At 64.4% G+C, this 21,442-nt stretch carries 21 protein-coding genes; 3 read left to right on the forward strand and 18 right to left on the reverse strand.

The window, feature by feature from the left end:
• The first annotated feature begins 68 nt into the window (after positions 1–68).
• Together B0G81_RS20845 and guaD are read left to right on the forward strand one after the other, a co-directional pair.
• Positions 69–1,121, forward strand: a complete 1,053-nt coding sequence (locus tag B0G81_RS20845) for an adenosine deaminase (protein WP_106283296.1) — start codon at positions 69–71, stop codon at positions 1,119–1,121.
• Between the two features lie 105 nt (positions 1,122–1,226).
• Positions 1,227–2,603: a guanine deaminase gene (gene guaD / locus B0G81_RS20850; protein ID WP_134138189.1), complete on the forward strand. Its 1,377-nt coding sequence runs from the start codon at positions 1,227–1,229 to the stop codon at positions 2,601–2,603.
• A gap of 121 nt (positions 2,604–2,724) precedes the next feature.
• Here guaD and B0G81_RS20855 read toward each other — a convergent pair whose 3' ends face one another.
• The 3 genes from B0G81_RS20855 to B0G81_RS20865 all read right to left on the reverse strand — a co-directional run bounded on the left by B0G81_RS20855 (position 2,725) and on the right by B0G81_RS20865 (position 5,044).
• Positions 2,725–3,198, reverse strand: a complete 474-nt coding sequence (locus tag B0G81_RS20855) for a DUF3828 domain-containing protein (protein ID WP_134138190.1) — start codon at positions 3,196–3,198, stop codon at positions 2,725–2,727.
• A gap of 9 nt (positions 3,199–3,207) precedes the next feature.
• Positions 3,208–3,576, reverse strand: a complete 369-nt coding sequence (locus B0G81_RS20860; protein WP_134138191.1) for a CHAP domain-containing protein — start codon at positions 3,574–3,576, stop codon at positions 3,208–3,210.
• Positions 3,577–3,796: 220 nt separating this feature from the next.
• Complete coding sequence (locus tag B0G81_RS20865) at positions 3,797–5,044, reverse strand: NAD(P)/FAD-dependent oxidoreductase (protein WP_134138192.1); 1,248 nt, start codon at positions 5,042–5,044, stop codon at positions 3,797–3,799.
• Between the two features lie 135 nt (positions 5,045–5,179).
• On the opposite strand from B0G81_RS20865, the gene B0G81_RS20870 reads away from it, so the two are divergent.
• Complete coding sequence (locus tag B0G81_RS20870; protein WP_134138193.1) at positions 5,180–5,908, forward strand: class I SAM-dependent methyltransferase; 729 nt, start codon at positions 5,180–5,182, stop codon at positions 5,906–5,908.
• 115 nt (positions 5,909–6,023) lie between these two features.
• On the opposite strand, the gene B0G81_RS20875 is transcribed toward B0G81_RS20870, so the two are convergent.
• From B0G81_RS20875 to B0G81_RS20945, 15 genes are read right to left on the reverse strand one after another with little or no spacing between them, the layout of a single operon-like run.
• Positions 6,024–6,467 (reverse strand): excinuclease ABC subunit A, encoded by a 444-nt coding sequence (locus tag B0G81_RS20875; RefSeq protein WP_116118055.1) that lies wholly within the window; start codon positions 6,465–6,467, stop codon positions 6,024–6,026.
• Between the two features lie 60 nt (positions 6,468–6,527).
• Positions 6,528–6,950: a signal peptidase gene (locus tag B0G81_RS20880; protein WP_134138194.1), complete on the reverse strand. Its 423-nt coding sequence runs from the start codon at positions 6,948–6,950 to the stop codon at positions 6,528–6,530.
• A 36-nt stretch (positions 6,951–6,986) separates the two neighbouring features.
• The gene (locus tag B0G81_RS20885) at positions 6,987–8,228 is read right to left on the reverse strand and encodes a beta-ketoacyl synthase N-terminal-like domain-containing protein (protein WP_134138195.1); all 1,242 of its coding nucleotides are present in this window, start codon (positions 8,226–8,228) and stop codon (positions 6,987–6,989) included.
• Positions 8,225–9,451 (reverse strand): beta-ketoacyl-ACP synthase, encoded by a 1,227-nt coding sequence (locus tag B0G81_RS20890; protein WP_134138196.1) that lies wholly within the window; start codon positions 9,449–9,451, stop codon positions 8,225–8,227. Before B0G81_RS20890 ends, B0G81_RS20885 begins: the two co-directional genes overlap by 4 nt.
• Complete coding sequence (locus B0G81_RS20895; RefSeq protein ID WP_106283304.1) at positions 9,451–10,176, reverse strand: 3-ketoacyl-ACP reductase FabG2; 726 nt, start codon at positions 10,174–10,176, stop codon at positions 9,451–9,453. The genes B0G81_RS20890 and B0G81_RS20895 overlap by 1 nt, the downstream gene beginning before the upstream one ends.
• Positions 10,173–10,658 (reverse strand): hotdog family protein, encoded by a 486-nt coding sequence (locus B0G81_RS20900; protein WP_106283453.1) that lies wholly within the window; start codon positions 10,656–10,658, stop codon positions 10,173–10,175. Before B0G81_RS20900 ends, B0G81_RS20895 begins: the two co-directional genes overlap by 4 nt.
• A 32-nt stretch (positions 10,659–10,690) precedes the next feature.
• The gene (locus B0G81_RS20905) at positions 10,691–11,872 is read right to left on the reverse strand and encodes a beta-ketoacyl-[acyl-carrier-protein] synthase family protein (protein ID WP_134138197.1); all 1,182 of its coding nucleotides are present in this window, start codon (positions 11,870–11,872) and stop codon (positions 10,691–10,693) included.
• Positions 11,869–14,277, reverse strand: a complete 2,409-nt coding sequence (locus B0G81_RS20910) for an MMPL family transporter (protein ID WP_134138198.1) — start codon at positions 14,275–14,277, stop codon at positions 11,869–11,871. The genes B0G81_RS20905 and B0G81_RS20910 overlap by 4 nt, the downstream gene beginning before the upstream one ends.
• A complete protein-coding gene (locus B0G81_RS20915) occupies positions 14,277–14,966 on the reverse strand; it encodes an outer membrane lipoprotein carrier protein LolA (protein WP_134138199.1) in 690 nt (229 codons plus the stop codon). The genes B0G81_RS20910 and B0G81_RS20915 overlap by 1 nt, the downstream gene beginning before the upstream one ends.
• Positions 14,954–15,385 carry a thioesterase family protein gene (locus tag B0G81_RS20920; protein WP_134138200.1) on the reverse strand — a complete coding sequence of 144 codons (432 nt, stop codon included), beginning with the start codon at positions 15,383–15,385 and terminating at the stop codon, positions 14,954–14,956. Before B0G81_RS20920 ends, B0G81_RS20915 begins: the two co-directional genes overlap by 13 nt.
• Entirely contained in the window at positions 15,382–16,977 is a 1,596-nt protein-coding gene (locus B0G81_RS20925) for an aromatic amino acid ammonia-lyase (protein ID WP_134138201.1), read from the reverse strand. Before B0G81_RS20925 ends, B0G81_RS20920 begins: the two co-directional genes overlap by 4 nt.
• Entirely contained in the window at positions 16,964–18,688 is a 1,725-nt protein-coding gene (locus B0G81_RS20930; RefSeq protein ID WP_134138202.1) for a glycosyltransferase family 2 protein, read from the reverse strand. The genes B0G81_RS20925 and B0G81_RS20930 overlap by 14 nt, the downstream gene beginning before the upstream one ends.
• A complete protein-coding gene (locus B0G81_RS20935; RefSeq protein WP_134138203.1) occupies positions 18,688–20,532 on the reverse strand; it encodes an AMP-binding protein in 1,845 nt (614 codons plus the stop codon). The genes B0G81_RS20930 and B0G81_RS20935 overlap by 1 nt, the downstream gene beginning before the upstream one ends.
• Complete coding sequence (locus tag B0G81_RS20940) at positions 20,529–21,191, reverse strand: hypothetical protein (RefSeq protein WP_134138204.1); 663 nt, start codon at positions 21,189–21,191, stop codon at positions 20,529–20,531. Before B0G81_RS20940 ends, B0G81_RS20935 begins: the two co-directional genes overlap by 4 nt.
• On the reverse strand, positions 21,191–21,442 hold the full coding sequence (locus B0G81_RS20945) for an acyl carrier protein (RefSeq protein WP_007180827.1): 252 nt from the start codon (positions 21,440–21,442) through the stop codon (positions 21,191–21,193). The genes B0G81_RS20940 and B0G81_RS20945 overlap by 1 nt, the downstream gene beginning before the upstream one ends.

The following is a 21,442-nucleotide window of genomic DNA, read 5'->3' on the forward strand; positions in this document are numbered from 1 at the left end:
TCGACACAACGCTCACGCATCCGGCGCGCGAAGACTCCAAAAGCGATTCAACAAACTCCTGACCGACCATGACTACAACGACTGTTACCCCCACGCCGCTGGCCGAAAAAACCGCGCTGGCACCGAAGGCCGAGTTGCACATCCATATTGAAGGTTCGCTCGAACCCGAACTGATTTTCGCGCTCGCCGAGCGCAACGGCGTGAAGCTCGCGTACGACTCGATCGACGCCCTGCGCGCCGCATACGCGTTCACCGATCTGCAATCGTTCCTCGACATCTACTATGCGGGCGCGAGCGTGCTGCTGCACGAGCAGGACTTCTACGACATGACGATGGCCTATGTCGAGCGCTGCCTCGCCGACAACGTGATTCACAGCGAAATCTTCTTCGACCCGCAGACGCACACCGAACGCGGCGTGCCGATCGCGACCGTCGTGGCGGGCATCGAACGCGCACTCGCCGACGCAGAAAAGCGCGGCATGACGAGCAAGCTGATTCTGTGCTTCCTGCGCCATCTGTCCGAAGAAGACGCGCTCGCCACCTTCGAAGAAGCGCGGCCGTTGTTCGAGCAATACAAGCATCGCCTGATCGGCGTCGGTCTCGATTCGTCGGAACGCGGCCATCCGCCTTCAAAGTTCGAGCGCGTTTTCGCGAAAGCCCGCGCGCTCGGCCTCAAACTCGTGGCGCACGCCGGCGAAGAAGGCCCGCCCTCGTATATCTATGAAGCGCTCGATCTGCTGAAAGTGGACCGCGTCGATCACGGCGTGCGCAGCATCGAAGATCCGGCACTCGTCACGCGTCTGGCCGATTCACGCGTCGCGCTGACCGTGTGCCCGCTGTCGAACCTGAAGCTGTGCGTGTTCGACGACCTGACCAAGCACACGCTGAAGGACCTGCTCGATCGCGGCGTGGCCGTCACGGTGAATTCCGACGATCCCGCTTACTTCGGCGGCTACGTGAACGCCAATTATTTCGCCACCATCGACGCGTTGAAGCTCAACGATGCCGAGGTCTACACGATCATCCGCAACAGCTTCGAAGCGTCGTTCGTCACGCCCGAGCAACGCAGCGAACTGATCGCGAAGCTCGACGCGCACTGGCACCCAAGCGGTCCGCACTGACGGGCCGAGATATCGCAGCCGGCGGCGGCACGGGCTCATGAGTGAGCCGAGGTGTTAACCGTCGTCCGGACTGTGCAGCTTTCCACAATCGGAGACGGTTTTTCCATGACTCAATCTGCCAACCCGGCAAAAGCAGCCCAATCGGCCCAAGCGGCATTCCGCGCGCAATTGCTGACCTTCAACGGCGATCCCGCGCAATCGCCCAACGCGGCGGTCTTCAACGAAGACGGTTTGTTGATCGTCGAAGACGGTCATGTCGTTGCGGCGGGCGCGTATGCCGCCCTCGCGCCGCAACTCGCGCCCGGTACGCAAGTGCAGGAAATGCGCGACAAGCTGATCGTGCCGGGTTTCATCGATACGCACATTCACTATCCGCAGACGGACATGATTGCCTCGCCGGCGCCGGGTTTGTTGCCGTGGCTCGAAACGTACACGTTCCCGACCGAGCGCCGCTTCACCGATCCGGCCTACGCGCGCGACACCGCGAGCTTCTTCGTCGACGAACTGCTGGCGTGCGGCACGACCACCGCGCTCGTGTATTGCACAGTCCATAAGGAATCGGCCGACGCGCTTTTCACCGAGAGCGAAGCGCGCAATCTGCGCATGGTGGCCGGCAAGGTGCTGATGGACCGCAACTGCCCCGAATTCCTGCGCGACACCGCGCAATCGGGCTATGACGACAGCGCCGAGTTGATCGGCCGCTGGCACAATCGCGGCCGCCAGATGTACGCGCTCACGCCGCGTTTCGCGCCGACTTCGACCGAAGCGCAACTGGAAGCGTGTGGCGTGCTGGCGGGCAAGAACCCGGACATCTTCATCCAGAGCCACGTCGCGGAAAATCACGACGAAGTGAAATGGGTCGCCGATCTGTTCCCGGGCCACCGCAGCTATCTGGACATCTACGATCACTACGGTCTGCTGCGCCGTCGCGCCGTGTACGGCCACTGCATCCACCTCGACGAGGAAGACCGCAAGCGCATGGCGCAAACCGGCACAGTCGCCTCGCATTGCCCGACCTCGAACCTGTTCCTCGGCAGCGGCCTGTTCGATTTCGACAAGGCCGATGCCGCCGGCATGCCGGTCGCACTGGCCACGGACGTCGGCGGCGGCACGTCGTTCTCGATGCTGCAGACCATGAACGAGGCGCACAAGGTGGCGCGGCTGGGCGGCCATCATCTGACGGCCACGCGCATGTTCTACCTCGCTACCGCCGGCGCGGCCGAAGCGCTCGATCTGGCGGACAAGGTCGGCACGCTGAAGCCGAAGTCGGAAGCGGACTTTGTCGTGCTCGATCCGAGCGCAACGCCGCTGCTCGCGCGCCGCACCGCGCGCACTGAAACGCTGGAAGAGTTGCTGTTCGCGTTCGCGCTGCTCGGCGACGATCGCGCGATCTATGAGACGTATGTGGCCGGCAAGCGCGTGCACCGTCGTGATGATGCGCGGCAGGCTGCATCATCGGGCGCAGCGAGGATCGCGGCTTGATCTGCTTGATTGACGCGGCTGAATGATGAAACGGCGCTTCGATAACGAAGCGCCGTTTTTATTGGTCTATGCCCCTGATAGCGCAGTTAGCCGTGGTCTACGCGCTCACCACCCGGAATAGCTATTCGTAACCGCCGAGGTCGTCGACTTTGATGACTTTCCACTGACCGTCAGGTTGTTTTCGCATAAACGCCAAGACCGTCTGAAGCGTGGCCTTGGTGTCACGTCCAAGGACGACCGGAACAACAGCAGTATCGCCGAACATCAGGGCTGGGCGCGCTTCAATGTGTGCGGCCCAGTCCTTCTCGTCGTAATCCTGAACTTTCGTGAACGGATCGCTGTCTCCAGCGAACTTGTTTGCTTTGTACTCCGCGCGCAAGAAATCGACCGTCGGCTTTGCCACGTATCGATAGATTTCTTTATCCAACAAGGGAAAACCTCGATTTTCCGAATCGCGCTTGATGTACCACGTGTAAAAAGCTGTCGCACTTGCCTCAGGCGTGACCGGGTCTCCGTGCGCCATAGCCACCGGGTGAAAAAGCACGCCAAGCACCATGCTTAGGACGAGGCTTAACACTGCCAGATATTTTTTCATGATCTCTGTTCAGTTGTGGCGGTAGATTTTGTATGGCGGCTGAGCAGTCCGGTATTGCTGGTTCGGGTAGAGCCCGTAATATTGCTTGAAGTCCGACACCCAGATTTGCCCATCGAACATTGCCATGTGCCCCGCGGGATGGTTTGCAATTGGCTGAATCACAACGACGTCTCCCTTTTGAAGGTAGGCGAAATTGACTTCATAAAACCCGGCGCTGATCAAAGATTGTCCATAGTCTTTCGCGTCGCGTGTTCGCTCAATGACGATTCCGCCTCTCTCTATCGCCAACCGCACGAACCTCGCGCAGTGTCCCGTGCTCATCGGTGCTGCGTGGGAGTTAACATAGTTGGCAGCGCTGAATCGATCATATGCAGGCATTCGCGTGTCTCCTTCTTTTGATGGAAGTCCAATGCTAAGGATCGACGCTCATCCTGAAATTATTCGTTAACAGTTGTTTTCGATTCATACGCAAAAAACGGCGCTTCGATAACGAAGCGCCGTTTTTATTCGTGCCTAATTCGTGCCTAATTCGTGCCTAATTCGTGCCTAATTCGTGCCTAATTCGTGCCTACCGTGCAGCCCGCGCCGCACAGCCTTATCAACGCTGCTGCATGCACACCTCATGCAACGCATTCAACCGCCGCACCGGATCGGCGACATATGGGTTCGACTCATCCCACGCATAACCCGCCAGCACCGAACTGATCATGCGGCGAATCGACGGCGTCTGCTCCGGATAGAAAATAATGTCCTGCAACGCACCCGAATACCAGCGCTCCACAAAAGCGCGGAACGTATCGATGCCCTTGCGCAACGGCACGTCGTAAGCGGCCGACCAGTCGACCTGTTCGCCGTCCAGTTGACGATTCAAGGTTTCCACCGCGAGATGCGCCGAGCGCAACGCAATCGTCACGCCGGACGAAAACACCGGATCGAGAAACTCGCCCGCATTGCCGAGCAGCGCGTAACCCGGCCCATGCAGACGCTCCACGTTCGCCGCATAGCCGCCGATGTGGCGGACCGGCATCAGGAACGGCGCGTTGCCGATCAAACGATTCAGCGTCGGCTCCTGCTGGATCAGCGCGCGCAGCTTCGCGTCGCGCTCCGCATCCGGCACGTCGAGAAAACTCGCCTCGGCGACACACCCCGCCGACGAACGTCCGCCCGCCAGCGGAATCATCCAGAACCACACGTCGCGGTGCTCCGGGTGCGTCGCCACGCAAATCTTGTTGCGGTCGGTCACGCCGAATGGAATGCCGTCCTGCACGTGCGTGAAGATCGCGGCGCGCGTGGGCATGCGCGTCGGCGCTTCGAGGTTCAGCAGGCGCGGCAACACGCGGCCGAAGCCGCTTGCGTCGAACACGAAACGCGCTTCGATCTGATACGCGTGATCCGCTTCGTCGATCACATCGACCAAAGGTATGGCGCCGGTATGAACCGCGCGCACCGCGTGGCCGAAGCGCACCTCGGCGCCCTGCTCCGCCGCGCAGCGGATCAGAATGTCGTCGAATACCGCGCGTTCGACCTGGTAGGTGGTGCCCCAGCCCGGGGAGTGCTTGTCGCGGAAGTCGAACGCCGACGACTGGTCGCGATACACGAAATGCGCGCCATTCTTGTACTGGAAGCCCGCTTCGACTACGGCCTGCAGCATGCCGGCCTCTTCGAGATAGGCCATGCTTTGCGGCAGCAGGCTCTCGCCGATGGAAAAGCGCGGGAAGTGCTGGCGTTCCAGCACCAGCACGGAGCGCCCGGTCTTGCGCAGCAAGGCCGCCGCAACCGCGCCCGCCGGCCCGGCGCCGATGATCACGACATCGACTGTCGTGCGCTTTGAAGAATGTGTACTCAAAATTGCCTCAATCGTTTGGCTTGCCCGGAGCAGCGTTTCGCTGCATCCTTACGTCTCGTTACAACTACGCTTTAACGCCTCGAAGGATGTCTTCAGGGCGGGTACAGCAAGACGCCATTTCGCGGGGAGCCCAGCGTGTCGCCATCCGAAACATCCAGTGTGCCTTTCGTGCCGGAAACGGCTTTCGGGATCTGGTTCCTGCGTACCTATACCTGGGAACACCATGTGCTGCGGGTCGCGATCAACGACCTCAAACGCCTGATCGATACGCCCTTGCCCGAGGCGCCGGTGATCGTCGACGTCGGCTGCGGCCAGGGCATTTCCTTCCGTCTGCTCGCGCAGGCGTTCAAGCCGCGCCGCCTTGTCGGCATCGACTTCCACGAGCCGTCGCTGGCGCTTGCCGCTCAGGCCGCGAGCGCCTGCCGTGACAAGCTGGCGGATATCGAACTGCTGCACGGCGACTGCGCGAAACTGCCGCTGCCCGACGCAAGCGCCGATATCGTGTTCTGCCATCAAACTTTCCACCACCTCGTCGAGCAGGACCGCGCGCTCGCCGAGTTCCACCGCGTGCTCAAACCGGGCGGCGTGTTGCTATTCGCCGAATCCACCGACGCGTACATCAAATCGTGGGTGATCCGGCTGCTGTTCCGTCATCCGATGCACGTGCAAAAGAGCGCCGACGGCTACCTCGACATGATCCGGCGCGGCGGCTTTCACTTCAGCGACCGCAACGTGTCCCTGCCCTATCTCTGGTGGAGCCGCGCGAAAGACTTCGGTTTGTTCGAACGGCTCGGGCTGTCTCATCCGCAACCCGGCAAGCGTCGCGAAACGCTGGTCAATGTCGCGGCGGTCAAAGCCAGTTAATGCGCAGCAAGGCACGCGCCTGATGCGATAAAACAGCGCAAGGCGGCGTACACCGCCTTCCTGCTTACCTCGCGCGCATGCGCACTTCTCCGCGCTGATTTGCGCGGACCCATTCTTACTTGCGCAGCGTCACCACTTCGCCCGTCAACGCGACGCCGGCAACCACCGCGCCGGCGCCGCAAGTGTACTCGGTGGCGCTCTCACGCAATTCGTTCTTGTAGTTGCTCTTGATGTTGATCACGGCGTTGCCGCCTTCCTTGCGCGCGCGTTCCTGCAACTCGATCACCGCGGAGAGAAACACGTGCTGGCAGGCTTGCAAATCGCTCTTGCCGAACGCGTTGGTCTTCTTGTTGGTGGCGAATTCGCCTATCGTCTTCACGACAGCCGGATGGCGCTGGCCCGCGAAATACAGCCCGATGTCTTCGCTCACTTTGCCCGGTTCGCTTTGCAAGGCCTGCTCGACCGGAAAGTAGCTGACCGTATCGCGAGCGAAAGCCGGCGCAGCGCTCAGCGTGGCAAACGAAGCAAACAATGCAGCAAACAGCAGATGGCGTTTCATTGAGACTCCTTGGTGGTTGTTGTTGCTCTGTGAGTTCTATTTCAATCAGCCTGGTTCGGCTCAGTTCGATTCCAGCACGACGAGCTGACCGCTCACCGCAATCGCGGCGGCGCTTGGACTCACGCCGCAGGTGAATTCCGTCGACGAGTTGCTCTCGTTGCTATGAAAACGCGTCGACACATGGATCACGGCATTGGCGTGGCGTTCGTTGGCCGCCGCGCGCAGTTTGCGCACCGCTTCGACAAGCGCTTCGTGGCAGGCGTCGTCGGGATCGGCGACCTTGCGCGCGATCCGCACGGAGTACGACACGTCGCCCAACCTGCTCTTGACCGCCGGGTGATCCTGCTGACCGAAGTACACCGGCACGTTGCCGCGCGATTCGCCGCCGGCCGCGGCGAGAGGCAGCGACTTCACCTGCGTGGCGCAACCCGTCAGCGTCAGCGCCATGACTGCCAGCGCACCCAATACACCTGTTCTTTTCATTCTTATCACCCTCGTTTTATTAAAGTCGCGACCGTTTCAGCCGCCCTGCCATGCTTCGAACACCAAACTCGCGCAACTGCCGCCGAACCCGTATGACACCGACATCGCCGTGCCGATGCGCGCGTCGCGCGTCGTGCGCACGAGCGGCATGCCGTCGAGCGCCGGCTCCGGCGTGTCGATATCCGTCGTACCCGCAATGAAGCCGCCGCGCATCATCAGCAGTGTGTAGATCGCCTCGTGCGCGCCGCAAGCGCCAAGCGGATGCCCGGTCATGCCCTTGGTCGACGAAAACGCCGGTACGCGATGGTCGAACGCCGCGCCGAACACCTCCTTCAACGCGTGCAGTTCTTCCAGGTCGCCAAGCGGCGTCGACGGTGCGTGCGTGTTGATGTAGTCGGGCCGCTTGCCCGCTTCGTTCAGCGCGCCGCGCATGGCGCGCGCAATCCCCGCCGCGCGCGGCGTGACCATGCCTGCGCTGTCCGTGCAGTCGCCGAATCCCGTCAGCTCCGCGTAGATCCGTGCGCCGCGTGCGAGCGCGTGATCGAGTGCTTCGAGCACCAGCACGCCGCCGCCCGATGCGATCACGAAACCGTCGCGCTCCGTGTCGTAGGGGCGCGATGCCGTCTGCGGCGTGTCGTTGAAGCCGCGCGACAATGCGCCCATCGCGTCGAACATCAGCGTCATGTTGTCGTGCAACGATTCGCTGCCGCCGGCGAGCACGATCTGCTGGCGGCCGGTCTGGATCAGCTGCATCGCCTGGCCGATCGCGAGCGCCGAAGTCGTGCACGCCGACGACGGCGAGTAGCTCACACCTTCGAGGCCGAACACTTGCGCGACGTTGGCCGACGCGGTGCTGCTCATCGCATGCGGCACGACGTAGGGCGGCACCTTCTCGACGCCGCGTGTGTTGGCGACAGTCATAGCCGCGTCGTAGCTCAGCATGTTGCCGACGCCCGAACCGATCACCGAGCCCGCGCGCGGCGAGCGCAAGTGCGCCGGGTCGAGCCCGGCGTCGTTGATCGCTTTGCGCGCTGCGTGACAGGCGAACCGCGCGGTATCGCCCATGAAGCGTTCGAGCTTGCGCTCGAACGGCGTCTCATGCGCGACTGACGCAACGGCCGCGACCTGCGAGCCGAAGCCGCGCTCGCGCCATGCCTCGATCCGTTCGATTCGCGAGCGGCCCGCGCGCAAGGCAGCGGAGACTTCATCGAGCGTATTGCCGAGACACGACACGATGCCCATGCCGGTCACGACCACGCGCTGCATCGCGACGCTCATCGAACGCGCCTGAAAATCAGCGACGTGTTGATGCCGCCGAACGCGAAGTTGTTGCTCATCACATACTCGGCGTCGATTTCGCGGCCCGTGCCGACGATGTAATCGAGCGGCGCGCAGCCTGGATCGACATTCTCCAGGTTCAAGGTCGGCGCATACCAGTTGCGCTTCATCATCTCGATGGTCCACCACGCTTCGAGCGCGCCGCACGCGCCGAGCGTGTGGCCAACGTAACTCTTGAGCGAGCTGATTGGCATGCGCGCGCCGAAGGTCTGCGCGGTCGCATGGCTTTCGGCAATGTCGCCGCGATCCGTCGAGGTGCCGTGCGCGTTCACGTACGCAATCGCTTCGGGTGGCAGTTGCGCGTCGTCGAGGGCGAGCCGCATCGCGAGCGCCATGGTTTCGGCGGTCGGCTGGGTCATATGCGCGCCGTCCGAGTTGCAGCCGAAGCCGACAATCTCCGCGTGAATCCGCGCACCGCGCGCCACCGCATGCTCGTATTCTTCGAGCACCAGCGTGGCCGCGCCTTCGCTGACCACGAGGCCGTCGCGTGCGGCGTCGAATGGACGCGGCGTCAGATGCGGCTCGTCGTTGCGCGTGCTGGTGGCGTACAGCGTGTCGAACACGGCGACCGCCGGCCCCGACAATTCCTCCGCGCCGCCCGCCAGCATCAGCGTCTGCTTGCCGCTCTGGATCGCTTCATACGCGTAGCCGATCGCCTGGCTGCCCGACGCGCACGCGCACGAGGTCGGAATGATCCGCCCTTTCAGATCCCAGAACAGGCTGACGTTGACCGCAGTGGTATGCGGCATCATCTGCACGTAGCTGTTCGATGTGACGTCGCTCATCGAGCCGGTTTCGAGCATCGTGCCGAACGCGCGGATCGGCTGCACCGAGCCCGACGATGAACCATACGCGACGCCCATGCGGCCGTCCTTGATGGTGTCGTCGTCGGCGAGGCCCGCGTCGGCGAGCGCCAGTTCGCTGGCGCGCACCGAGTACATCGACACCGGACCCATCGAACGCGTCTTCTTGCGCGGATAATGCGCGGGCGTCGTGAAGCCTGGCAGCGGACACGCGAGCCGCGTATGCAGCGATTCGAAGTAATCCCACTCGGGCATGCGACGCACGGCGTTCACGCCGCTCTTCAAGCGCGCTTCGATCACGTCCCAGCTATCGCCCAACGCCGTGACGCCGCCCATGCCGGTAATGACGACGCGCTTCATCAGATCATCCCGCCGTTGACGCCGATCACCTGACGCGTGACATACGAGGCCGCATCCGACATCAGGAAGCTGACCACGGACGCCACTTCGGCAGGCTGGCCGACGCGGTTCATCGGCACCGTCTTGAGCGCCTGCTCGAGCGGCATTTCATCGAGCATGCCGGTCTCGATCAGACCCGGCGCCACGCAATTGACGGTGATGTTGCGCGACGCCAGTTCGACGGCGAGCGCCTTGCTCGCGCCGATCAGGCCGGCCTTCGCCGCGCTGTAGTTGACCTGGCCGCGATTGCCCATCACGCCGGACACCGAAGCGATCGTGACGATGCGGCCACCCTTGCGGGCGCGCACCATCGGCATGGTCAACGGATGGACCACGTTATAGAACGAGTCGAGACCGGTTTCGATCACGATGTCCCAATCTTCTTCGGTGAGCGCGGGGAACGCGGCGTCGCGCGTCACGCCCGCGCTGCACACGATGCCGTAATACGGGCCGTTCGCCGCCACGTCCGCTTCGAGCACTTCGCGGCACACCGCGCGCTCGCGCACGTCGAATTGCAGCACGCGCGCCGTGCCGCCTTGAGCGGCGATGCCCGTCGCCACCGCATCGGCTTCGCTGCGCCCCGTGCGGCAATGCACGGACACCGCGAAACCGTCGGCGGCCAACTTGTACGCAATCGCGCGGCCGATGCCGCGGCTTGCGCCGGTAACGAGAACACGCCGGCTCATGAACTGAAACTCCCTTCGATGAATGACTGAAAATCGCGCGGTTGAAAGACCTTGATGACGGCTTCGGCGCACACCGCGTCGCCGTGCCGGATCATGCATTCGTAGGCGCCATGACCCTCTTCGCTGCGCAGCAGTTCCACCACGTGGACCGACAACTGCGCGCCGCCCTCGAACGACGGCTGCAATGCCTTGTAGCTGCGCGAGCCGAGCAGCACGCCGGGCCGCGCGCGGCCGCCGCCGCGCATGGCCAGCAACGCGACGTGCGCGGCGATCGCCTGCGCCATCAGTTCGATGCCGATCCACGCGGGCATCGCGCCATCGGCGTCGGCATACCAGGCGTCGGCTCGCACCGTGGCGCGTGCGGTCAGCGTTTCTTCGCTGAACGTGTCGACCGAGTCGATCAGCAGCATGGTGCCGCGATGCGGGATGATCGCTTCGATCGGCTGCTGGACCAGTTCGTCAACGGTGGGCGTCGGGTTCATCGCTTGGTTCATCGGCTGGCTCATCGGCTGGCTCATCGGGCAAGAACGAGGCTGACATTGCTGCCGCCGAAGGCAAATGAATTGCTCATCGCGTATTGCGCGCCACCTTGTGGCATGAAGCGCTCGCTAACGACGAGGTCCAGCGCGGGCAACGCGGGATCAGCCTCGCCGTCCCACAGATGACGCGGCAGCGGTACGTCGTCATGCGCCAGCGGGAGCCACGTGAAGGCCAGTTCGGTGGCGCCCGCCGCGCCGAGCTGGTGGCCGGTCAACGGTTTGGTGCCGCTCGTCGCCACGCCTTGTGGAAACACGCGCGACATCAAAGCCGCTTCCATTTCATCGTTCTTGCGGGTGGCGGTGGCGTGCAGATTCACGTAACCGATCGCCGACGACCCGATGCCCGCATCGGCAAGCGCCGCGCGCAAAGCGAGTTCGCCGCCCACCCCTTGCGGGTCCGGCGACGAAATGTGATGCGCGTCGCTCGATTCGCCGACTCCCGCAAGCCGCACCGCCGCTTCGTCGCGGCTCATGAGGAACACGGCCGCGCCTTCACCGACGTTGATTCCACAACGGTTGCGGCTCATCGGATTGCTGCGCACGTTGCTGGTCGATTCGAGCGATGCGAAACCCTGCACTGTCAGCTCGCACAGCGAATCGACGCCGCCCACCACGACGGCGTCGCACAGTTGCAATTGCAGCAACCGGCGCGCCGACGCGAAAGCCTTCGCGCTCGACGTGCACGCGGTCGAGATGGTAAACGCTGGTCCATGCAGACCGAGCGCAGCGGCGGCGAACGGCGCGGCCGTGCCGATTTCCATCTGCCGATAGTTGAAGTTCGCGGGCAGATCGCCCGCTTGCGCCTGATAGACGAACGCGGCTTCGGCGGCCTCGATACCCGACGTGCTGGTGCCGAGCACCACACCGATGCGATGCGCGCCGTAGCGCTCGCGCGCCGCCTCGACAACGGGTCCGATCTGCGTCAGCGCGGCGAGCAGCAAGCGGTTGTTGCGGCAGTCGTAACGGGCGAGTTCGGCGGGCGGCGCAAGGTCCAGCGGCGCGAGCACGCTGCCGACGAACGCCTCGCCGATTCCCGTATGCGCGTTCGCCATACCCGGCGAACGAGCGGCGGCGAGCGCCGGGACAATGCTCTCGAGGTCGCCGCCGAGCGCGTTGATCATGCCGAGCGCGTGCAAATAGACTGATGGCGCTTTCATGCGGCCCTCCTTGATTCCGATGGCATGCCGATCGGCGCGAGCAGCACCGAGACCGCGATGCCGAGCGCGAGTGTCGCGCCGAAACTCTTCAGCGCAGGCATTGCGCTCATGCCGAGCATGCCGAACGATAACAATGTCGTGGCCGCCGAGAGCAGCACGCCCGTCCATACCGCGCCGAGGTCCGCGTCCGCGCGCAGGCAGCCTTCGCGCAGGAACACGGCATAGTTTGCGCCCACGCCGAGCACGAGCATCAGCGCGAGCCAGTTGAACAGATTGAGCGGTACGTGGGCGTAGCCGAACACGGCCAGCGTGACGCCCACCGCGAGCAGCACCGGCAAGGTCACGGCAACGCCGCCGCGTACTTTGTAGCGCAGCATCAGCAGGACGAGTACGAGTGCAAGCGCGCCGCCGAGCCACCAGCCGCTATCCACGCGATACGCGCCGAACAGCTTCGACACGCTGGCGGCCTTGTCGACGAACACGACACCGGGCAAGCCTTGCGCGGTTGCGATCAAGGCGGGTTCGTTCTGCGGCGTCACGCCTTGCGGAATGACGACCGCCGCATAGGCTTTCGTCGATGAATCGACTTCACCGAGCCACAGGTGTTTGTACGGTCGCGACCACGGCGCCGCGAGCCACGTATCGATCGTGAGCGGCGCTTGTGGTTTGGCGTACGCAGCGAGCCAGGCGTCGGCGACTTCGTCCTTGAAACCGGCTTGCAAGAGCGTGGCGCGCAACGCTGCGCGATCATTGAACACATGCTGCGCAAGCAACGCGCGGTCTTCATTCTGCTGTTTCGCGGACGGCACGAACTGCGCGACCGATTGATAGCCGCCGACCTTGTTCGCGGTGCCGTTCAATGCATCCAGTTTTGTGCCCAAGGCTTCCGCGCGTTGAAGTACGACCTCGGGCGTCTCGCCGCGCACGACGAAAAACTGCGCACTGTTATCCACGCCGACCGCCGCACGCACTTTGTCTTCCTGCGCGACGAGCGCCGGATCGCGCTGGATCAGCAGATGGATATCGTCGTCGCTGGTCAGACGCAGCCAGCCGGGAATCGCGAGCAGCAGCAACAGCGCCGCCACGAACCACGCCCGCTTGCCGCCGATCGTGCGATGCCACACTGTCAGCACGCCCGCCGCACCTGCAAACACGCGCTTGGGGCTGCGTTTGGGCGCGCGCGTGAGCAACGCGGGTAGCAGCCACAGCACCGAGGCGAACGCCGTCGTGATACCGGCAATCGCGAAACAGGCAATCTGCTTGAGCGCGGGAAACGGCACCCATGTCAGGATCGCGTAGCCGAGCAGACTCGTCGCAAGCGCCACGCTCAACGCGGGACGCACCGCGCGCGCGCCGCGCCGCGCGTCCCAATCGCGTTGCGCGCCGAGATACACGACGAAGTACTGAATCGAATAGTCGACGGCCTCGCCGATCAGGCTGGCGCCGAACACGAGCGTCAGCAGATGCAGCTTGCCGAATATCAGCATCGTGACCGCCAGCGCGCAGACAATGCCGAGCGCGGTCGACACGAAGCCGAGCAGCAGCAGACGCGGCGAACGGAACACCCACATCATCAACAGCGCGACGCCGCACAGCGACGCGACGCCGATCAGATGCACTTCATGTTCCGACGCGCTGCGCGCCGATTCCGCGTAGAACACGGCGCCGGTTCGCGCCACGGAGACATCGGGGAACGACTGCTTCAACGCGCTTTCGCCTTGGGCGAGTGCCGCGAGTACCGCGTGCTGCGTTTTGGTTTCGTAGGCGGAGCCCGGCAGCGTCGCAACGATCAGCACGCTGGTGGCCGCACCTCGATGCGCAACCAGCAGGTTGTCTTCGAGTTCGAGATTCGATGTGGCCAGCGGCAGTCCGCCGAGCCAGTGTTCGAGCCAGCCGAAGGGATCGTCGGCGAGCGGCGTGGTCAGTCCGCCGCGCAGCGGACTATAGATGCGCTGCGCGAGCGCGTCATGCAGGCTGGCGCCAACCGTGCCGCTCGCGAGCACCGCGCGATCCGCGGGCGCCAGCAAGCCGAAGCGATACGGCATGTACAGCGACGCGATCTGCGACAGATCGAACGGCGGCAACTCCGCCGTCACCGAGCCGAATGCACCGCTCTTTTGCAAGGACGCGCCGAGTTGTTTCGCCGCGACTTTCGCGTGCGCGTCGTCGTTACTGGTGACTAGAAAAACAGTGCGGTCGCCCAGCGCGCTCGCCAGCGTATCGACCGCCTTTTCCGCGATCGGGTCGGCCTCAGTCGCGGGCAGCAGCGCGAGCAGATTGGTTTGCAACGGCGACGACCCCGCGAATCGCCAGCCGCAATAGAGCGCCGCAACGAGCGCGAGCAGCAGCCACGCGGCGCGCACGCCCCACGCCTGTTTCGCGGATCGCTGTTGCAGCATGTCCACTACGGCGCTCCGAGCAGACCGCGTTCAGCCGCGGTGAGTTCGGTCACGGCCGCGCTCTTCGTGAAGTCGAGTTGGGTGATGTCGCCGTTCGCGAGCGTAATGCGCAAGCGCTGCAGATAGTCGCCGCCGTTCATCTCCAGACCTTTGATCGACTGCGCGATCTGCGGCTGATTCGGCGTGAGTTGCATGCGCCATTGCGCGGCGCTGCCCTCGGCCTGCACGTCGAATTGCGAGTACAGCGCCGATAGATCGCCGCCGAGCATCGCGCGCATCATCTTCGAGACTTGCGCGACACCGCGCGTGCCCTGCGCGCTGTGAGCCGTGACGCGCTCGCCGTTGGCGTTGACTTCGGTTACGCCGGCATCGGTGATTACGTAGGTGGCTTTGTACGGCGTGTCGATCTGCCAGATCACGCCGCGTTCGCGGAAGAACAGCAGCGAGCCGGTGCTCACGAGCGGCTGCTTCATTGCGGCGAGGGTTTGCGTCTGCGTGAATTGCGCACGCACGCCCTTTGCTTGGGCGAGGTGCACGGCGATCTGCGAGACGAGCGCGGGATTGCCGGACGTGGCTTCTTTCGTCGAGACAGGCGACGCGGCCGACGCGGGCTCCGTCGATACGACGGTCGCCGCGAGCACGCTCAGCGCGCTCAATGCCCCCGCGACCACGACGCGGAAATTCATTGTCCCCATACGCGCTCCAGCTTCTCGAACACAACCGGCGGCGAGACGAACTGCAACTCCTGGGTAGCGGCATCGACCGCGACCTGGATCGTATAGCCCTTGGTCAAGCGCGTGCCGGTCGCGCAATCGACGATTTCATAGCCTATCTTCAGGCGGTTTTCGTGTTCGAGCAGTTGCGTGCGCACTTCGATCTGCTGACCGTAGGTGGCCGGCTTCACGTACTTGAGATGCGCTTCCACGATCGGCCACAGATAACCCGACGCCTGCATCTCGCGATAGTCGTAGTCGAACGCGCGCAACAACGCCGCGCGGCCGATCTCGAAGTACTTCAGGTAATGGCCGTGCCAACAGACGTTCATCGCGTCGACATCGTGGAACGGCACTTCCACCGTCGCGCTCGCGCTCAGCACTTTGCGGGGATCGGTCATGCGTTCGATCCTCCGCGATAGTCGCTCGCCAGATCGCACGCGGCAATGCGCGCGGTCAGCGCACGCAGTTCATGTTCGAGCGCGCGGTCTTCGTCGACGAATGGCGACTGTGCGCTTACGCTGTCCATGAACGCCTGCAGCCGCGCCGGCACCGGCGTCGCGCTGTCGATCTTCAAGCGCAGACGCGCTGCTTGCACGGTGGCGAGCGTATGCGCGGCGGCGACCTGCTCGGTCAGTTCGAGCACGCGCAGGCAGTCGCGCGCGGCGATCGTGCCCATGCTGACCTTGTCCTGGTTGTGCGCCTCGGTGGAACGCGAAAAGACGCTCGCGGGCATCGTGTTCTTCAACGCTTCCGCAGTCCACGCGGACGACGAAATCTGCACCGCCTTGAAGCCGTGATTGATCGCGGCGCGCGCGGGCGCGGCGCCCGACAGATTGCGCGGCAAGCCGTTGTTGAAATTCACGTCGACCAGGAGCGCGAGTTGTCGGTCCATCAGATCGGCGAGATTGGCGACCGCGACCTTCAGCGAGTCCATCGCGAAAGCAATATGGCCGCCGTAGAAGTTGCCGCCGTGCAGTACGCGTTCATTGTCCGGATCGATCAGCGGGTTGTCGTTCGCGCTGTTCAGTTCGTTCTCGACATCGCGACGCACCCACGACAGCGCATCGCGCGCCACGCCGATCACATGCGGCGCGCAGCGAATCGAATAACGGTCTTGCAGACGGTGGCCCGGCGTGTCGTCGCGGCCTGACAGGTCATCGCGAATCCATGCGGCGGCTTCCGCCTGGCCGGCATGCGGCTTCACTTCGAAGAGCATCGCGTCGAAGTGTGCGGCGCGGCCGTCGAGCGCGACGGTGCACAGCGCAGTCAGACGTGCGGTAAGCCGCGTGAGATGATCGGCGCGCGCGAACGCGAGACAGGCGAGGCCCGTCATCACGGCCGTGCCGTTCATCAGCGCGAGCCCTTCTTTCGGCGCGAGCGTGAGCGGCGCATGGCCGAGTTCGGCCCACACTTCGCGCACGTCACGCAAACGCCCTTCGAACATCACGTCGCGTTCACCCGCGAGCGCGGCGGCCACATACGAGAGCGGCGTGAGATCGCCGCTCGCGCCGACCGAGCCTTCCGACGGAATGCGCGGCAGCACACGATGATTGACCAGATCAGCCAGACGTTCGAGCAACACGGGACGCACGCCGGAAAAACCATAAGCGAGCGAGTTTAGCCGTGCGGCGATCACCGCGAGTGTTTGCGCGTCGTCGAGATACTGGCCCATGCCGCAGCCGTGATAACGCGTGAGTTGCAGCGGCAAGGCTTCGACGAGTTCCATCGGCACGTCGACCACGCAGGCGTCGCCGTAACCGGTGTTGACGCCGTACACCGTCGCGCCCGCGGCCAGATGGCGGCGTAGAAAATCCGCACCGCGCTGGATGCGCGCGCGCCATGCCGGATCGTCGCTCAAGGCGACCGGCGCGCGATGCTGCGCAATCGCGACGACCTCTTCGATCGTCAGCTTGCGGCCGCCGATCACCACAGCCGCGGTGTTCACGTTCGCGCCGGCGTTCGTCACATCGTTCAGATCATGTTCGGCCATTCGCGCCTCGCTTGGGGCTGGCCCAGAAATCGAAGAAATTGAACCATTGATAAGGTGCCTTGCGGCAATAGTGTTCGAGACGCGCGGCATAGCGCTGTGCCCACGCAGCGAGATGCTGCGCGCGTTCGCGGCGCGGCAATTCGATGCGCTCGGCAAACGGTTCGAAATACAGACGGTAGCCGTCGCGCTCTTTCAGACAGAAGAACAGATAGACCGGACAGCCCAACGCATGCGCGAGCACATATGGACCTTGCGCGAACGGCGCGGTCGAGCCGAGAAATTGCGCTTCGGTCGTGCGGCCCGCTTCGTGCGCCGGCACGCGGTCGCCGACGATCACCAGCAGCTCGCCGGCATCGACGCGCTCCTGCATCATCATCGCGGTCTCGGGACCGAAGTCGCTGACTTCGAGCAGATGCTTCGCGAACTCGCTATTGGCCGAGGCCAGCACGCTGTTAAAGCGGCGCGCGTGTTCCGTATAGACGACCGCCGTGACCTTCGCATAAGCGCCCTGCGCGGCGAGTGCGCGAGTCATTTCCAGATTGCCGAGATGCGCGCCGATCACGAGCGCGCCTTTGCCGCTCGCCACCAATGCTTCGAATGCCGAAGGATCTTCGAATTTGACGTCGGCGTTGTTCACGCGGCCCGACCATGCTGCGAGTTTGTCGAAGCCCGACTGTGCGAACGCCAGCATATGACGATACGCGGACAGCCAGCCAGGACGCGGAGTGTCCCCGTGCGGCGCGGCCTCGCCGAGATGCTTGAAATAGTTGCTGGAAGCTTCGCGTGCGGCGCGGCCCGTCAGCAGAAAATACGCGACGATCGGATGCAGCCACAGCGCGGTGAAACGTCGGCCGAACAGCTTGCAACTCAACGCGAGCAGCGACATGCCCAGATGGCTGCCGCGTTCGGCAATGCGCCACCAGTCCTGTTCGTTTTCTTTGCCCTGCTCGCCTGCAAGTGCGGAGCGGCGCGGCATGACCTTATGCGCGAGCAGCATCGGCAGACGCCACAACATGCCGAACACGAGTCGCGTATGACTGCGGCTGATGCGTACGTTGTCCCACAGCACGTCGAAATGCGAGACGCCGTCGCTCGCATACGTGACGCGCGTCGGAATCGAGCGGAATGCCGCGCGCCGCCAATACAGGCGAACGAGGATCTCGATGTCGAAGTCCATGCGCGTGGGCAGTTGCACGCTGTCGATCAGATTGCAGGCGAGCGTCAGCGGATAGAGGCGAAAGCCGCACATGGAGTCGCGGATCGTTAGCGAAAGCGTTTCGATCCAGACCCACACGTGCGTCAGATAGCGGCCGTAGAGACGCGCTTTCGGCACGCTTTCGTCGTAGACCGGGCGGCCGAGAATCACCGCGCCCGGTTCGGCGCGCGCCGCTTCGATGAAACGCGGCACGTCCGTGGCATCGTGCTGGCCGTCGGCGTCGATCTGCAACGCGTGCGTGTAGCCCGCCTTGCGCGCGGCGTGCAATCCCGCCATCACGGCCGCGCCTTTGCCGCCGTTCACCGGCAGGCGCAGCAGCGTGAGTTGCCCCGCGTACTGTTGCGCGAGCGCGGCGAGCACCTGCTGGGTGGCCTCGTCGCTACCATCGTCGACGACGAAAAACGGCAGGCCGTGCACCGCCAGATGCGCAACGGTCGCGCCGATCGCATCCTTATGGTTGTAGATCGGAATGACGATGCAGGGGGAGACAGTCATCACGCGGACTCCCCGTAGACGATCACGCCTGACGCGCAATCACGGCCGTTCACGCGGTACGCGAACTGCACGCGACGGCGCGTCGCGTCGTGAGCGAGCGTGAGCTTGAGCACCGCGCCCGGCGAGACCGGCGCCATGAACTTCAGACGATCGATCGACGCCACCGCGCGTGCCGCCGGCACGTGCTCGGCGGCCAGACGCACCGCCCAATCGACCTGCACCACGCCGGGAAGAATCGGCAGCCCGGGAAAGTGGCCGGCAAAATGCACGAGCGTTGGCGGCACGCGCAACTCGTAATGCAGCGTGTCGCCGCTACGCGCTTCGGACAGCACTTCCATGCCTTCGACGCGCGGTTCGAACGCGGCCGCCACGGCGGCCACCGGCAGCTTGCCGCGCGCGTCGAACGGCAGCGTGACGCGAAAACGCCAATGGCGCGGCAGCACCACGACATCGAAATATTCGGCGAGATGCCGGCGCAGCACTTTCGCCAGCGCCACGCGGCCTTCGTCGCGCAAAGCCGCGCCGCCCGCTTCGGTCAGCGCTACGACCGCGCCGACGCGCTCGCGCGACGCGCCGGCGAGGGGCACGAGCGCCGCTTGCGCCACATACGGATGCAGCGCGAGGCGCGCTTCCAGTTCCGGCAGCGAGACGCGTTTGCCGTCGAGCTTGAGCACGCGGTCGAGCCGGCCTTGCAGGCGGAAACGGCCCTCGGCGTCGAAGGCGATCTTGTCGTCGGTGCGATGCCAGCCGGCGTGATCGAGATGCGGCGAGCGGACATTCAACGCGCCGTCTTCGTCGCGGCGCACTTCGATGCCGGACACCGGTTGCCAGGCGTCGGTCTGATCCTGGCGCCGCCACGCGATGCCGCCGGTTTCCGTGCTGCCGTAGATTTCGAGCGGCGCGGCGCCGTAGGCCGCGGCGTATTCCTGCGCGGCTTCGAGTGCGAGCGGACCGCCCGATGAGAAAAATGCGCGCGGCGCCGGCGTCAGGTCGGCGAAACCCGGCAACGCGGGCCAGCGCGATAGTTGCGCAGGTGTCGAGACGATCACCGCTGCGCCGCCGTGGTCGATCTGCGTTTGCAGATGCAACGGCTCGATGCTCACCGCGCGATCGAATGCGCGACCCGCTGCGAGCGGCCAGAGCACGCGGAACAGCAAACCGTAGATGTGGTGATGCGGCACGCTCGCGAGCATCGTCGCGTCGCCGACTAGCGCGCCCCACTGCTTTTCGAGCGTGTGCACTTCGGCGTTGAATTGCGCGAGCGTCTTGCGAATCGGCTTGGGGCGGCCGCTGCTGCCGGAGGTGTAGAGCGTGAGCGGGGCTTGGGGGTCGATCGTGTGGGCGGAGTGGTTCGTTAGCGCTGAAGCCGCTTCGGCGCTGGCGTTCGGGACGGCATTAGCGTCGGCGTCGGCTCCGGCATTGGCTGTAAATACGGCGTTGGCGTTGGAGTCGGAGTTGCCGGGGCCGTTGCCGAAAGCGCCGCCGGTGGCCTCGGCCGCACCGCCAGCATCTACCGCAAACGCGAACGGCGGCAAGTCCGCGTCCGTCAGCACGACTTCATACGCATCGGCGAGATCGGCGAGATAACCCGGCGTCGAGTTGGCCGGAATCACCGGCTCCTTGCCGCACGCGAACAGCGCGAATAGCGCGCAGGCAAAATCGAACGGATCGTCGATGCACAGCGCGTAGCATTGCGCGTCTTGCATTTGCACGAGTGCGACGAGCGCAGCGACGCGCGCGCGAAACGCCGCGCGATCGAGCACCGCGGCACCGTCCCGGCATACGGGTGCAGGCACCGCGCCAGCCTCATCGGCCACCGACAACAGATCATGCAACGCGATCATGCCGCCTCCGAACGCGCGGCGCGCGGCAGCACGACCAGATAACGCCAGATGACCTCGGCCACCAGCAGCACGCCGATCAGCACATAGGCGATCGCGCCGTTGTAGAGCGACCAGCTCGCCCGGCTCCAGTACACCGCCGTGTATGCGGAAAACACGCCGTTCAGCGCGAAGAACGCGCACCACACCTGAGTCACGCGCAGCGTGTGGCGCACCGCGCCCGGCGGCAGATTCGGATTGCCGAGCCGCGCGAATTTTTCGATCATCGACGGCCCGCGCACTAGCGTCGCCCCGAACGCGATCAACAGGCCCAGGTTGACGAGCGACGGATAGAGACGCAGCAGCAGCTCGCTATTGGTCAACACGATCGCCGCCGACGCGCAACTCAGCAAGCCGACCACGCTCCAGTCGATCGAGGAAAGCCGCCGCAGCGAGGTCGCGACTGGCCCGCTGCCGGCCCAGCGCTGCAGCCACAGGATCGCGAACAGCATGCAGCCGACGTAGCGCGGCGTGTCCCATTTCCACGCGCACAGAATCAGCGCGGGGTAGGCAAGCTTCAAGAGCACCTGCACGACGGTTTTGCCCAGGTGGCGCTCGGTGCCGGGCGAGGCATCGGCGGCCCGATCCGCCGCCGCTTGCGTTCGCGAGCGCGCGGCGGCCATCAGCCCTGTGCCGCCAGCAGCGATTCGACCGCACCAATCACGTCGCCAACGGTGCGCACCGACTTGAACTCTTCCGGCTTGATGCGGCGCCCGGTCATTTCCTGCAGCTTGATCGCGAGGTCGACGGCGTCGATGCTGTCGAGATCGAGGTCTTCGAATAGATGCGCCTCGGGCGTGACGCGCTCGGGCTCGATCGCGAAGTTCTCTTTAAAGATGGCGCGGATGCGCTCCAGAATCTCTGCCTCGGACAC

The sequence above is a fragment of the Paraburkholderia sp. BL6665CI2N2 genome (genome assembly GCF_004366535.1).
Lineage (GTDB): Bacteria > Pseudomonadota > Gammaproteobacteria > Burkholderiales > Burkholderiaceae > Paraburkholderia.

Excerpts from the sequence above, each read along its gene's own strand:
- B0G81_RS20845 (WP_106283296.1), top strand. The coding sequence starts at position 69 with ATGACTACAACGACTGTTACCCCCACGCCGCTGGCCGAAAAAACCGCG.
- guaD (WP_134138189.1), top strand. The coding sequence starts at position 1,227 with ATGACTCAATCTGCCAACCCGGCAAAAGCAGCCCAATCGGCCCAAGCG.
- B0G81_RS20855 (WP_134138190.1), bottom strand. The coding sequence starts at position 3,198 with ATGAAAAAATATCTGGCAGTGTTAAGCCTCGTCCTAAGCATGGTGCTT.
- B0G81_RS20860 (WP_134138191.1), bottom strand. The coding sequence starts at position 3,576 with ATGCCTGCATATGATCGATTCAGCGCTGCCAACTATGTTAACTCCCAC.
- B0G81_RS20875 (WP_116118055.1), bottom strand. The coding sequence starts at position 6,467 with ATGAAACGCCATCTGCTGTTTGCTGCATTGTTTGCTTCGTTTGCCACG.
- B0G81_RS20880 (WP_134138194.1), bottom strand. The coding sequence starts at position 6,950 with ATGAAAAGAACAGGTGTATTGGGTGCGCTGGCAGTCATGGCGCTGACG.
- B0G81_RS20885 (WP_134138195.1), bottom strand. The coding sequence starts at position 8,228 with ATGAGCGTCGCGATGCAGCGCGTGGTCGTGACCGGCATGGGCATCGTG.
- B0G81_RS20890 (WP_134138196.1), bottom strand. The coding sequence starts at position 9,451 with ATGAAGCGCGTCGTCATTACCGGCATGGGCGGCGTCACGGCGTTGGGC.
- B0G81_RS20895 (WP_106283304.1), bottom strand. The coding sequence starts at position 10,176 with ATGAGCCGGCGTGTTCTCGTTACCGGCGCAAGCCGCGGCATCGGCCGC.
- B0G81_RS20900 (WP_106283453.1), bottom strand. The coding sequence starts at position 10,658 with ATGAACCCGACGCCCACCGTTGACGAACTGGTCCAGCAGCCGATCGAA.
- B0G81_RS20905 (WP_134138197.1), bottom strand. The coding sequence starts at position 11,872 with ATGAAAGCGCCATCAGTCTATTTGCACGCGCTCGGCATGATCAACGCG.
- B0G81_RS20915 (WP_134138199.1), bottom strand. The coding sequence starts at position 14,966 with ATGGGGACAATGAATTTCCGCGTCGTGGTCGCGGGGGCATTGAGCGCG.
- B0G81_RS20920 (WP_134138200.1), bottom strand. The coding sequence starts at position 15,385 with ATGACCGATCCCCGCAAAGTGCTGAGCGCGAGCGCGACGGTGGAAGTG.
- B0G81_RS20925 (WP_134138201.1), bottom strand. The coding sequence starts at position 16,977 with ATGGCCGAACATGATCTGAACGATGTGACGAACGCCGGCGCGAACGTG.
- B0G81_RS20930 (WP_134138202.1), bottom strand. The coding sequence starts at position 18,688 with ATGACTGTCTCCCCCTGCATCGTCATTCCGATCTACAACCATAAGGAT.
- B0G81_RS20935 (WP_134138203.1), bottom strand. The coding sequence starts at position 20,532 with ATGATCGCGTTGCATGATCTGTTGTCGGTGGCCGATGAGGCTGGCGCG.
- B0G81_RS20940 (WP_134138204.1), bottom strand. The coding sequence starts at position 21,191 with ATGGCCGCCGCGCGCTCGCGAACGCAAGCGGCGGCGGATCGGGCCGCC.